Source organism: Streptomyces sp. CNT360 (genome assembly GCF_000424785.1).
On the sequence record NZ_AUKO01000019.1, the window covers coordinates 108,417 to 120,149 of the forward strand.

At 73.7% G+C, this 11,733-nt stretch carries 10 protein-coding genes, 1 tRNA gene and 1 pseudogene; 7 read left to right on the top strand and 5 right to left on the bottom strand.

Annotated features, from left to right (window positions below; translation table 11 throughout):
- The first annotated feature begins 22 nt into the window (after positions 1-22).
- Together H297_RS0117525 and H297_RS0117530 are read left to right on the top strand one after the other, a co-directional pair.
- On the top strand, positions 23-757 hold the full coding sequence (locus H297_RS0117525; protein ID WP_027738131.1) for a response regulator transcription factor: 735 nt from the start codon (positions 23-25) through the stop codon (positions 755-757).
- Positions 754-2,205: a sensor histidine kinase gene (locus tag H297_RS0117530; protein WP_027738132.1), complete on the top strand. Its 1,452-nt coding sequence runs from the start codon at positions 754-756 to the stop codon at positions 2,203-2,205. The genes H297_RS0117525 and H297_RS0117530 overlap by 4 nt, the downstream gene beginning before the upstream one ends.
- Positions 2,206-2,449: 244 nt before the next feature.
- On the opposite strand, the gene H297_RS0117535 is transcribed toward H297_RS0117530, so the two are convergent.
- Complete coding sequence (locus H297_RS0117535) at positions 2,450-2,680, bottom strand: chaplin (protein ID WP_027738133.1); 231 nt, start codon at positions 2,678-2,680, stop codon at positions 2,450-2,452.
- A 333-nt stretch (positions 2,681-3,013) separates the two neighbouring features.
- Here H297_RS0117535 and H297_RS0117540 point away from each other — a divergent pair, with 333 nt between their 5' ends.
- The 3 genes from H297_RS0117540 to H297_RS44320 all read left to right on the top strand — a co-directional run bounded on the left by H297_RS0117540 (position 3,014) and on the right by H297_RS44320 (position 6,264).
- On the top strand, positions 3,014-4,054 hold the full coding sequence (locus H297_RS0117540) for a chitinase (protein ID WP_027738134.1): 1,041 nt from the start codon (positions 3,014-3,016) through the stop codon (positions 4,052-4,054).
- A 257-nt stretch (positions 4,055-4,311) separates the two neighbouring features.
- Complete coding sequence (locus H297_RS0117545) at positions 4,312-5,394, top strand: LacI family DNA-binding transcriptional regulator (protein WP_027738135.1); 1,083 nt, start codon at positions 4,312-4,314, stop codon at positions 5,392-5,394.
- A 72-nt stretch (positions 5,395-5,466) separates the two neighbouring features.
- The gene (locus H297_RS44320) at positions 5,467-6,264 is read left to right on the top strand and encodes a peptidoglycan DD-metalloendopeptidase family protein (protein ID WP_106959651.1); all 798 of its coding nucleotides are present in this window, start codon (positions 5,467-5,469) and stop codon (positions 6,262-6,264) included.
- Positions 6,265-6,331: 67 nt separating this feature from the next.
- On the opposite strand, the gene H297_RS0117555 is transcribed toward H297_RS44320, so the two are convergent.
- Positions 6,332-6,814 carry a DUF6233 domain-containing protein gene (locus H297_RS0117555; RefSeq protein ID WP_027738136.1) on the bottom strand — a complete coding sequence of 161 codons (483 nt, stop codon included), beginning with the start codon at positions 6,812-6,814 and terminating at the stop codon, positions 6,332-6,334.
- A gap of 140 nt (positions 6,815-6,954) precedes the next feature.
- Here H297_RS0117555 and H297_RS0117560 point away from each other — a divergent pair, with 140 nt between their 5' ends.
- Complete coding sequence (locus H297_RS0117560; protein ID WP_486589549.1) at positions 6,955-7,170, top strand: hypothetical protein; 216 nt, start codon at positions 6,955-6,957, stop codon at positions 7,168-7,170.
- Positions 7,171-7,381: 211 nt separating this feature from the next.
- Here H297_RS0117560 and H297_RS0117565 read toward each other — a convergent pair.
- From H297_RS0117565 to H297_RS40765, 3 genes and pseudogenes are all read right to left on the bottom strand, one after another.
- A tRNA-His gene (locus H297_RS0117565) sits at positions 7,382-7,454 on the bottom strand.
- 96 nt (positions 7,455-7,550) lie between these two features.
- On the bottom strand, positions 7,551-8,156 hold the full coding sequence (gene orn / locus H297_RS0117570) for an oligoribonuclease (protein WP_027738138.1): 606 nt from the start codon (positions 8,154-8,156) through the stop codon (positions 7,551-7,553).
- 777 nt (positions 8,157-8,933) lie between these two features.
- A pseudogene (locus H297_RS40765) lies at positions 8,934-9,969 on the bottom strand (helix-turn-helix domain-containing protein); the annotation flags it as partial.
- 1,103 nt (positions 9,970-11,072) lie between these two features.
- Here H297_RS40765 and H297_RS0117580 point away from each other — a divergent pair.
- Positions 11,073-11,594: a universal stress protein gene (locus tag H297_RS0117580; protein WP_027738140.1), complete on the top strand. Its 522-nt coding sequence runs from the start codon at positions 11,073-11,075 to the stop codon at positions 11,592-11,594.
- Positions 11,595-11,733: the final 139 nt, after the last annotated feature.

The following is an 11,733-nucleotide window of genomic DNA, read 5'->3' on the forward strand; positions in this document are numbered from 1 at the left end:
GCGATGCCGTACGGTTCCGCCCATGGCACGAGTGCTCGTGGTCGAGGACGACCAGTTCGTACGCTCCGCCCTCATCCGGCACCTGACCGAGGCCGCCCACACCGTGCGCAGCGTCGGTACGGCGCTGGAGGCACTGCGGGAGGTCGCGCAGGTCGGCTTCGACGTGGTCGTCCTCGACCTGGGGCTGCCGGATCTGGACGGTGCGGAGGCACTGAAGATGCTGCGCGGCGTCACCGACGTGCCGGTGATCATCGCCACGGCGCGCGACGACGAGACCGAGATCGTCCGACTGCTCAACGCGGGCGCGGACGACTACCTGGTCAAGCCGTTCTCCGTCGCGCACCTGTCGGCCCGGATGGCCGCCGTGCTGCGCCGTACGCGCACCGGCGAGCCCGGCGGCGACGCCTCCGGCGACACGGTGATCCGGGTGGGCGGCCTGGCCATCGACCCGCTGCGCCGGATGGCCGAACTGGAGGGCGCACTGCTCGATCTGACGCGCCGGGAGTTCGACCTGCTGGCGTTCCTGGCCCGGCGGCCGGGCGTCGTCGTCCCGCGCAAGGAACTGCTGTCCGAGGTGTGGCAGCTCTCGTACGGGGACGACCAGACCATCGACGTCCACTTGTCATGGCTGCGGCGGAAGTTGGGGGAGACCGCCGCCAGGCCGCGCTATCTGCACACCTTGCGCGGCGTAGGCGTCAAACTGGAACCGCCCGCCCCCGCGCCCCCGCCGCCCGCGGAGGGGAGCGGGCCCGCGTGAGGTGGGCCCTGGTGAAGGTCTGCCTCGCCGTGACGGCGATGGTGGTGGTGGCCTTCGCCGTCCCGCTGGGCCTCGTCGTCAAGGAGACCGCACGCGAGCGGGCCTTCGCGAACGCCGAACGTCAGGCCTCCGCCCTCGGCCCCGCCCTGGCCATCACCCGCGACCGCCGCCAGCTCCAGCGCGCCGTCGCCATCACCCAGGCGGGCGCGGAGGGGCGCATCGCCCTCGACGTACCGGCGCCCGCCGCGGGGCGCGGCGCGTCGGCAACCGGCGGCACCGACCGGCCGGGCCCGGTACGGGTCGGCCACGGTCGCGCCCGCCCTGCGCAGGTGGCCGCGGCCCGGCAGCACGGGCGGGCCGCCACCGTCGAGGCCGCCGGCGGCTACGCACTGCTGCGGCCCACCGCGGTGAGCGGCGGCACCGCGGTCGTGGAGATCTTCGTCCCGGACGGTGAGGTCACCCACGGGGTCGCCACCTCCTGGATGGTGCTCGCCGGGGTCGGTCTCGCTCTGGTCGTCGGTTCGGTCGCCGTCGCCGACCGGCTCGGCACCCGCATGGTGCGGCCCGCCGAACGGCTCGCCGGCGCCGCGCACGACCTGGGCGAGGGACAGCTCGACGTGCGGGTGCCCGAGGAGGGCCCCACGGAGCTGCGGTCGGCCGCCACCGCCTTCAACTCCATGGCCGACCAGGTCGTCCAACTCCTGGCCAACGAGCGGGAGCTGGCCGCCGACCTCTCCCACCGGCTGCGCACCCCGCTGACCGTGCTCCGGCTCAACGCGGCCTCGCTCGGCGAGGGCGACACCGCCGAACAGACCCGGGCGGCCGTGGCCCAGTTGGAACGCGAGGTCGACACCGTCATCCGCACCGCCCGGGAGCAGCAGGGCGCGGCTCCGGGCGGCGGGCACGCCGCCGCCTGCGACGCGGCCGAGGTCGTCCGGGAGCGGATGGCCTTCTGGTCGGCGCTGGCCGAGGACGAGGGGCGCGAGGCGCGGGTCGCCGGGACGGAGCGGCCGGTGCGGGTGCCGGTCGCCAGGGCGGAGCTGGCCGCCGCCGTCGACGCGCTGCTCGGGAACGTCTTCCGGCACACCCCGGAGGGCACCGCCTTCGCCGTAGACCTGCACAGCGGCGGCCCCGCCGGCGGGTCGGTCGAGGCCGTCATCCTGCTGGTCTCCGACGCCGGACCCGGCATCCCGGACCCGGGCGAGGCGCTGCGCCGCGGCCACGGCGACGGCGGCCCGGGCTCCACCGGCCTCGGCCTGGACATCGTGCGTCGCGTCGCCGAGTCCACCGGCGGGGACGTACGGCTCGGCCGCTCGGTGCTCGGCGGTACGGAGGTGCGGGTGTGGCTCGCGCTGCGCGAGAGCGGCGCCGGCTCCCGCGGCACCCGCCGCGCCGGGCACCGGCTGCGCCGCCGCTCCCGGCGCGCCCACCTCGCCCGCCGGAGCTGAGCCGGCAAGCGGGCCGGCGCCGCCGCCCGGCCCGATACGGAGGGCTCGCCCGAGGACGGGCGCCGCCGCCGCGGGAGGGCGCAGGGGAGACCGGCGGCCGGCCCGTACCCCCTGGCTGCGGGCCTGCCCTGGTCGCGGGCTGCCGTGGCTGTCATGTCGCAGTGCTGCGAAAACGCCGCCGGGTCCGGCCCGTGGGAACGGACCGGACCCGGCGGCGCTGTGCGGAGCGCCGGTGCGTGGGCGCTTACTTGTTGGCGCAGGCGTTGCCCGCGGCGGGGTTCAGCAGCCCGATGACGTCGATGCTGTTGCCGCAGACGTTGGCCCCGACCTGGACCGGAACCTGGACGACGTTGCCGCTGAGGACGCCCGGCGACTTGGCGGCACCACCCTGGGCACCGGCGTCGGCGAACGCGGCGGAGGCACCGCCCAGGACGAGGGCGGCGGCGAAAGCGGCCGTGGTCACGGAACGAAGCATGGTGTTTCTTCTTTCAGGAGACAGACAACTTGCGCTTGGGACCCATCCACGCACAGGGGGCCCGGCCCGGTCGTTGTGACTTTCCGACCGTCGCCCGCCCGTCACTCGTCGGAGGGTGTGCGGTGTGCGGCGTTCGGAGCAATCCGGGCCGCGCAGGCCCTCCGCCCCTGCCGCGCCGCCCTGAACCGCCGGTCCTGATGGAGCCCTTTCCGCGGCCTTAAGCGCGCCCTAAGGGGCACCGCCCTCCGTCCGCAACGCGGCATTCGCCCGATTCACGGTCAGTAGCGTGCTCGCCGTTCCCGTCCCCCACGAACCGAGGCAGGGCTTCACGCCATGACGAACACAGCCGGCCACCGCCGCCGCACCCACCGCACGACCAAGCTGATCACGGGCGCCGCCGCGGCGGTCCTCGTCGCGGGCGGCGGCTTCGCGCTCGCGGGCAACGCGACCGCCGGCGAGGAGCAGGCGGCAGCGCCCCAGGCGGGCGGCACCCCCTTCGCGCCGTACGTGGACACCTCGCTCCAGCCCTCCTACGACCTGCTGGACAGCGCCGAGAAGACCGGGGTCAAGGAGTACAACCTGGCCTTCGTCACCAGCGCCGACGGCCAGTGCGCCCCCAAGTGGGGCGGCACCCAGGAGCTGAAGGACAACCCGGTCGCCCAGCAGATATCCGACCTGCGGGCCAAGGGCGGCGACGTCCGCGTCTCCTTCGGCGGCGCCAACGGCTCCGAACTCGGCCTGGCCTGCGACTCGGCCGACCAGCTCGCCGACGCCTACGGCAAGGTCATCGACGCCTTCGACCTGAAAAAGATCGACCTGGACATCGAGGGTGCCGCGCTCCCCGACACCCAGGCCAACGAGCGGCGCGCCCAGGCCGTCGCCGCGCTCCAGAAGAGCCACCAGGACCTGGACGTCTCCTACACGCTGCCCGTGATGCCCGAGGGGCTGACCCAGCCCGGCGAGGCGCTGCTGAAGAACGCCCAGTCCAACGGGGTGAAGGTCTCGGCCGTCAACATCATGGCCATGGACTACGGCCCCTCCTACGACGGCGACATGGGTGAGTACGCCACCCAGGCCGCCACCGCCACGCACAAGCAGGTCGCCTCGGCGCTCGGCCTCGACGACGCCAAGGCGTGGCAGGCCCTGGCCATCACCCCGATGATCGGCGTCAACGACGTCAACGTCGAGGTCTTCAAGCCCGAGGACGCCAAGGAGGTCAAGGCCTTCGCCGACAAGAACGGCATGGGCTGGGTCTCCATGTGGTCCGGCACCCGCGACAAGGCCTGCCCGGGTGGCCCCAAGGACCAGGCGGACCCGACGTGTTCCAGCATCGACCAGCAGGCCGACGAGTTCAGCAAGGCGTTCGCGGGCTGACGCCCCCGGGCCCCCGGCCCGAGCAGGCAGCCCCTCCCCGGCCGGTCCCGACCGCGGCGCCTCCGTCCACGGCCCCGGTCCCGGCGCCGGCCCGGCCGGCGGGGCGCGACGGTTCCACCCCCCCACACCCCGTCGCGCCCCGCCGCGCCCGTGCGGAACCCGCGCACGGGCGGCTCCCTGCGCGCGCCGTTGTAGTTGAATGAGCCCCGTCGCCCCGGCCCCGCCGGGCCGGGGCTCGCGGCGCGGGGGAGGGGACCATGGCAGCAGCGCGCGGCTCGCGCACCGGCAGACGCACACCGTCCCGGCCGACCCTGGAAGAGGTCGCCCGCCGCGCCGGAGTGGGACGCGGCACCGTCTCCCGCGTCGTCAACGGCTCGGCCCGCGTCAGCGACCGCACACGCGCCCTCGTCGAGGAGGCCGTCGCCGAACTGGGGTACGTGCCCGACCGGGTGGCCCGCGCCCTCGCGGCCGGCAGGGCCGACGCCATCGCGCTGGTCGTGCCCGAGGCCGGGTCCCGCTTCCTCACCGAGCCGTACTTCTCCGGCATCGTGCACGGCATCAGCGCCGAACTGACCGGCGCCGACATGCAGTTGCTCCTCACCCTGCTCCGTACCCAGCAGGAGCGCGACCGCTTCGCGCAGTACGCGGCCGCCCACCGTGTCGACGGCGTGCTGCTCGTCTCCGTGCACGCCGACCACACCCTGCCCGACCTGCTGGCCCGGGCCGGGGTCCCGGCCGTGCTCGGGGGACGGCGCCGCGCCGCCGAACCGACGCCCTACGTCGACTGCGACAACAGCGGCGGCGCCCACCGCGCCGTCACCCACCTGCTCACCCGCGGCCGCCGCACCGTCGCCACCATCGCCGGACCCGCCGACGTGTACGCCGCCCGCTGCCGCGCCGACGGCTACCGCGCCGCGCTGCGCGACGCCGACCGCCCCGTGCGCGACGAGCTGCAGGCCCCCGGCGACTTCACGGAGGAGGGCGGCGCGCACGCCATGCGGCAGCTTCTGGAGCGCACGCCGCGGCTCGACGCCGTCTTCTGCGCCTCCGACGTGATGGCCGCCGGAGCCCGGCACGCCCTGCGCGAGGCGGGCAGGACCGTGCCCGACGACGTGGCGCTCGTCGGCTTCGACGACTCGGTCGTGGCCCGCCACATGGATCCGCCGCTGACCACCGTGCGGCAGCCCCTCGCCGAGATGGGCCGCGAGATGGCCCGCGTCCTGCTGGAGCTGCTGGGCAAGGGAACGCCGGGCACCTCCGCCACCGCGGCCAGCCCCGCCGAGGGGGACCGCTGCCACCGGGTGCTGCCCACCCAACTGGTCACCCGGGCCTCCTCCTGACGGGGTATCCGCTCACCCCTTGGGCCCCGCTCCGGGTGCGCGGTGCCCACCGGGGGCCGTTGCATCGCGGGTATGGCCCCTACAGCGACCGGAAGAGCGAAGCCCCGCACGGCGATCCCCGCGACGGGGGTGCCGCGCCGCCGCCCGGGCGTCGGTGCCGCGGGCGCCGTCACCCTGCTCGCGGCCCTCACCCTCCCCGCCGTCGCCCTGCCCGCCGTCTCCGGCAGCGGGCCGGGCGACCCTCTGTCCGCGGTCGCCCCGGCTGCCCGGCGCGGTCCGCTCGACGCCGGCTCCCCGCTCACCCTGCCCGGCCCCGCCGAGCCCGGTCCCGGGTCGCCCGGCCCGACCGGGGAGCCCGGCGCGGGTCCCGACTCCCGTCCGACGGGGGAGCCGGGCGCTTCCGCGGGGTCCGGGGCGGGGGAGTCCGGCAGCTCCGCGGGGACCGAGGCCGGGGACGGCGCGTGGGTGGGGCCGGTGGGGCGGGAAGGGGTGCGGATCTCGGAGGCGTACGGGGTGGCGGGCGACTGGGCGGCGGGGCACCACACCGGTGTCGACCTCGCCGTACCGGTGGGCACCTTCGTCCGTTCCGTGGGCCCGGGGGAGGTGGTGTCCGCGGGGTGGGCCGGTGACTACGGCAAGGCGGTCACGGTACGCATGACGGACGGCATGTACACGCTCTTCGCTCACCTGTCGGAGGTCTCCGTGGCCGCCGGTGACTCCGTACGCGCCGGAACCGGACTCGGCCTCTCCGGCGACACGGGCCGCACCTTCGGGCCGCACCTCCACTTCGAGGTACGCACCGGAACGGGGTACGGCAGCGACATCGACCCCGTCCGCTACCTCGCCGACCACGGCGTCCACCTGACGTGAGGCCCGGCCTTTCGCCCTCCGCGCGGCCAGTCGCCCCCGGGTGCGCGCGGTGGCGGAGCGGCGGCGGTCAGCGGTGGGATCGGCACAGGGCCCGGTCGGGGCGGCACACGTCGCATACCCGGGCCTCCTCGGCGCAGGTGAGCAGGGACATGGCCTCCCGTGCGGTGATCCGCCGGGTCAGCCACCCGTCCCGGGCCTGCCAGCAGTCGCGTCGGTGCACGCACCACCAGGGCCCCTCGGTGCCGACGCCCCGGACCCGCACGGCCACCCACTGGCGGCCGGCCACCGCCCCCGCGGTCGGTACGGCTTCGTAGTCCTCGCCGGGGAGCGGAGTGATGTGCTCGGCCGAGACGCTGATGGCGGTCGGGGCGCTGCCGGGTTCGGTACGGCCGTCGGGGTGCTGGTAGCGGCTGGGCAGGATCGCCTCGCACTCGTACCACCAGTGGCCGTCGGGCGTCCGGGACCGGCCGGTGACGACGACGTCCAGCTCCTGCCCGTCCGGCATGCGGGCCCGCGCCCACGGCCCCGCACGATCGCGCCACTCACTCACGTACCGAATATTAGTTCGAATAAAACGGGTGCGCCGTCCGGGTTCATTCCGGCCGACGTTTTCGTGTTGTACCAAAAAGTGACACTTCGCCCGCCATCGTGGTGCTTCGTCCAACCAAACCCTTGGAGGTTCACATGCGTATGCGTACGCTTGCGCGCTCCGTCGCTGTCGGCTTCGCCGTCCTCGGCCTGGCCGGTGCGGGCGCGGGTTCCGCTGCCGCCTGGCCGCAGGGGCACCAGCACAACTCGGTGCACGAGTCGGTCAAGAAGGAGTGGAAGAAGATCCACGTCTCGGACGACGACCACATCGTCAGCGACTCCGTGATCTTCGTCTTCGGCCCGATGCAGAACGACTGAACCGAACCGGTTCGGTTCGAAGTGGCAGACGCCTAGCTCTGCCCGCCCGTCAGCACCGCGTTCCCGCCTCCGGGAGGAGGCCGGGAATGCGGTGTTTTTATGCCCCGACGGCCGCGTGTCCCGCGCGGCACGACGGCGGCGGCGTCGGCGCTACGACACGAGAAGGGCCCGTGACCGGCTCGGAAGCCGATTACGGGCCCTTCTTCTCAAGGGTGGACGACGGGACTTGAACCCGCGACTTCCTGGACCACAACCAGGTGCTCTACCAACTGAGCTACGACCACCACGTCCGGCTCGGGAAGTGAGTCCCCGACCGGGCTGCTAAGAGTGTACAGGCTTCGAGGGCGTGCTCGCGCACGGGTTTTCGGAGGGGTCCGCGGTCACTCCGCCGGAGGCAGCACGTGCCGGGCTGCGATCTTCTTCGCCGTCTCCGAGTCGGGGCCGGGCTGCGGGACGAACACCGCCTCGCGGTAGTACCGCAGCTCGGCGATCGACTCCCGGATGTCGGCCAGCGCACGGTGGCTCCCGTTCTTCTCCGGGCTGTTGTAGTAGGCCCGGGGGTACCAGCGGCGGGACAGCTCCTTGACCGAGGAGACATCCACGATGCGGTAGTGCAGGTGGCTCACCAGCGCCGGCATGTCCCGGACGAGGAAACCGCGGTCGGTACCGACGGAGTTGCCGCACAGCGGCGCCCTGCCGGCGTCCGGCACCCACTCGCGCAGGTACGCCAGGACCCGGGCCTCCGCGTCGGCCAACGTCGTCCCCCCGTCCAGCTCCGCGAGCAGGCCGGAGGTGGTGTGCATCCGGCGCACCACCTCCGGCATCGCCTCCAGCGCGGAGGCGGGCGGGCGGATCACGATGTCCACGCCGTCGCCGAGTACGTTCAGCTCCGAGTCGGTCACCAGCGCGGCCACCTCGATGAGCGCGTCATCGGACAGCGAGAGGCCGGTCATCTCGCAGTCGATCCACACCATGCGATCGTTCATGCGCTTCACACTACGTGACCCGCCCGGGTCAGCCCTCGCCCCGCCCACGCTGCCCCGGAACCCGCGGGGCGAACGCGTCCGCGTCGGGTTTGCCCTGCTCGAAGCGGCTCTCCCGGACGCTCCGGAACGCGCGCAGCCCCTCTTGTCCGGCGGCCCCCGGTTCGAGAACCGCCTCCTCCGCACCGGCGGCCCCGGCCTGCTCGGATCCCGTCCCTGGCGACCCCTGCCGACCGGGCTGCCCCGGTGCCGCACCCTGCTCGGGCGGCGCCGAGTGGCCGGATCCGGGGTGACCGGCACGGGGAGCCCGTGCCTGCCCGGCTCCCTGGCCGAGCCCCTGCGTCTGCGCCTGCTGCCCCTGGCCTTGGCTCTGGCCCGGCATCTGACCGCTGCTCCGCCCCTGTCCCGGCCCGCTGCCGGGGACGGCCCCCTGACTGCCGGAACCGTGGTGCGGTACCTGGCCGTTCCCGAAGCCGTGCCCTTGGCCGTGGGCGTGCCCCTGACCGTTGTTGTGCCCCGCACCCTGGCCGTGTCCCTGGCCTGGTGGGAGTCCGGCCCCCTGGCCGTACCCCGCCCCTTGGCCGTACCCCGGGCCCTGGCCGTACGCCGCGCCCTGGCCGTGGACCCAGCCCTGACCGGATCCCGGCCCCGGGCCACGGGCGTGGCCCGGGCCGCCGTGTCCGTACGCCTGGCCGTGGCCGGGCTGGGGCTGGTGCGGCAGGCGTACGGCGCCCTCCGGGCCGTCGGCGAAGGGCGGCCCGGCGTCCTCGTCGCCCTGGTCCCCGTCGAGCCGCCGGGCCCGGTAGGCGGCCCGGTAGGCGGCGGGAGAGGCACCGAGCTGACGGCGGAAGTGACCGCGCAGCGCGACGGGGGAGCGGAAGCCGCAGCGGCCCGCCACCTCGTCCACGGAGTAGTCCGAGGTCTCCAGCAGGCGCTGGGCCTGGAGCACGCGCTGGGTGATCAGCCACTGCAGTGGAGCGCTCCCAGTAAGAGACCGGAAGCGCCGGTCGAAGGTGCGGCGGCTCATGTACGCGCGCGCGGCGAGGGTCTCCACGTCGAACTGCTCGTGGAGGTGTTCCAGCGCCCAGGCGACGACTTCGGCGAGCGGGTCGGCGCCGATCTCCTCTGGTAAGGAGCGGTCCAGGTGGCGAGGGTGGCCGCCGGTCTCCTGGCCGGTGCCACGGCGGGGCGGGATGACCAGGCGCCTGGCGAGCGCCCCGGCGGCCTCTGCGCCGTGGTCGGTCCGTACGACGTGCAGGCACAGGTCTATGCCCGCCGCCGTGCCTGCGGAGGTGAGGATGTCGCCGTCGTCCACGAACAGTTCGCGGGGGTCGACGTGCACGGCCGGGTAGCGCTTGGCGAGCGTCGGTGCGTACATCCAGTGCGTGGTGGCCGGACGGCCGTCGAGCAGACCCGCAGCGGCGAGGACGAACGCGCCGGTGCACAGCCCGATGACCCGGGCCCCCTCCTCGTGCGCGCGGCGCAGCGCGTCCAGTGCGGCCTGCGGTGGTGGCTGGGTGATGGAGCGCCAGGCGGGGACGACGACGGTACCGGCCCGGGAGATCGCCTCCAGCCCGTACGGCGCGCTCAGTTGGAGCGCGCCGGTGGTGCGCAGCGGCCCGTCCTCGCCCGCGCAGACCAGCAGCCGGTAGCGGGGAACTCCGGCGTCCTGGCGGTCGATTCCGAAGACGGAGAGCGGGATGGAACTCTCGAAGATGGGACCACCGCTGAAGAGCAACACCGCCACGATCTCGCGCCGGCGGCGCGCGGCCAGCTTGCGGGTCTCGACTGGGCCGTTCGTGGAGTCCTGGCTCATTGGAACTAAGCCCCCCTCAATCGTTGTGTTCCTCTCGGTCCATACACATCTCCCCCGCTCTCCCCCGCAGCGAAAGCCAAGATCGAATCTACTGCGTCGGATGAGGTGGGCGGTGCAAGTTCGGCATCCGGCGCTATGTCGACAAGGCAACTTGGCGTGAAGCGTTCGATCACGAAGCGTTTCACTCCAGCAGGCTGCAGGGAAGTACGCATGCCCTCTCTGCCCCGTCAACGTAGGGTGCACACCCGCGCGGCGCTCCTTTCGCCGCTGGTGGCAGGGGGTCGGGGAAGTGTGGTGGCAAGGGTTGGGGTGCGGTCCCAAGTTGGCCGAAAAACGAGGGGGCTCGGACGTACGATCCGGTCACTTCCGGGGCGCACGCCACCGGTGCGGAGGGGCGTGGGAGGCGCATGCTTCGCCTGGTCGCGGAACGGTGGAGGGAGGCGGGGACGGCGAGTGACGTCATGTTACTGATTGTGCGCCGGTGTGCGCCCTGAGCGATCGGCTCGCGCCATCGCGTCGATCAAGTCGGGCCGTCCGGACGGCGGCCCGCCCCGTCTTCGGCCCGCTCCCGTACCGGTCCCGCGGGCGTCTCCGCCCGGTCCCCGGGGACTCGCCTCCGAGTCGGCCTCCGAGCCGTTCCGGGGCCGCCCCGGAGTCGCTCCACGGGTGCGCCGCGGGCGGGCAGGCCGTCGGCACCGTAGGTGACAGGCGCGTGCGGTACGTGACCACGGTGGCGGGTGCGGAACGGAGAGCCGCAGGTCAGGGGGCGGTGCCTCGCGCATCCCGACGCCGGAAGGTCTCGCCGGTGTCAAGGAGGCGCGTAAGGGGCGTAACGCGGCATTGCGCTGAGGGCCGCGCTCAGGCATGCTCCCGGTTCAACCGCCCCGGCGGTCGTCCTTCATTCCATGGGCACGGGGGGAGTGCCGCCGTACCCTTTGGGTAAAGGACGTGGGAAGACCATTCCCGGTCTTCGTCGATTCGTCGCAGTCGGCGGCGTATCCGTCGTATCCGTCGAGCGGGCCCCACCGGCCCCGAGCAGACCGAGAGAGCGCAAGCCGTCCGTCGTCCCTCTGCACAGAGGACTCACTTCGCCGAGACAATCCATGGCAGGACACGAGATCCCTGACCCAGCGGACCGCAGGCAGATCGCCGACTCCGCGGCGATTCCCGAAGCGGCGGACGAGCCACGCCACTCCTGCGATCCCGCTTTCCAGCACGGCGTCGTCGTGGGCTTCGACGGCTCGTTCTCCAGCGAACGGGCGCTCGCCTACGCCATCGGCATGGCGCACCGTACCGGCTCCGGACTCATCATCGTGCACGTCGCCAACCGGCTGCCGACGACCGTGTGGGCCGGCTGCGAGCCGCCCGTCTTCGTCGACGTCCCCGACCACCGCACCGAGGTCCTCGGGCTCGAACTCGCCTGTGCGGACCACCTGTCCGAGGTGCCGTGGATCCTGGTGGAGCGGGGTGGAGACATCTGCCACGAACTGGAGGAGGTCGGCAGCGAGTACGCGGCCGACGCCATCGTGGTCGGCTCCTCGCACGGTCTGGTGGGGCGGCTCTTCGGTTCGGTGGCGGGCCGCCTGGCGCGGCGGGCCCAGCGGCCGGTCGTGGTCGTTCCCTGAGCCCGGCCGCACGAAAGAGCGGGGCCGGTCCGGCTCCGAGGAGTGTGCGTTCACCCAACTCCCGGGCCCGCTTCTGCGGTTGCGACTGTGCGGATCGATAAATCTACCCGTGCGTAGAGGTGCGTCGTGCGTTTGTGGG

Coding starts and splice junctions, on each gene's coding strand:
- H297_RS44320 (WP_106959651.1), top strand. CDS start 5,467: ATGGCCCCTACAGCGACCGGAAGAGCGAAGCCCCGCACGGCGATCCCC.
- H297_RS0117525 (WP_027738131.1), top strand. CDS start 23: ATGGCACGAGTGCTCGTGGTCGAGGACGACCAGTTCGTACGCTCCGCC.
- H297_RS0117540 (WP_027738134.1), top strand. CDS start 3,014: ATGACGAACACAGCCGGCCACCGCCGCCGCACCCACCGCACGACCAAG.
- H297_RS0117535 (WP_027738133.1), bottom strand. CDS start 2,680: ATGCTTCGTTCCGTGACCACGGCCGCTTTCGCCGCCGCCCTCGTCCTG.
- H297_RS0117545 (WP_027738135.1), top strand. CDS start 4,312: ATGGCAGCAGCGCGCGGCTCGCGCACCGGCAGACGCACACCGTCCCGG.
- H297_RS0117580 (WP_027738140.1), top strand. CDS start 11,073: ATGGCAGGACACGAGATCCCTGACCCAGCGGACCGCAGGCAGATCGCC.
- orn (WP_027738138.1), bottom strand. CDS start 8,156: ATGAACGATCGCATGGTGTGGATCGACTGCGAGATGACCGGCCTCTCG.
- H297_RS0117560 (WP_486589549.1), top strand. CDS start 6,955: ATGCGTACGCTTGCGCGCTCCGTCGCTGTCGGCTTCGCCGTCCTCGGC.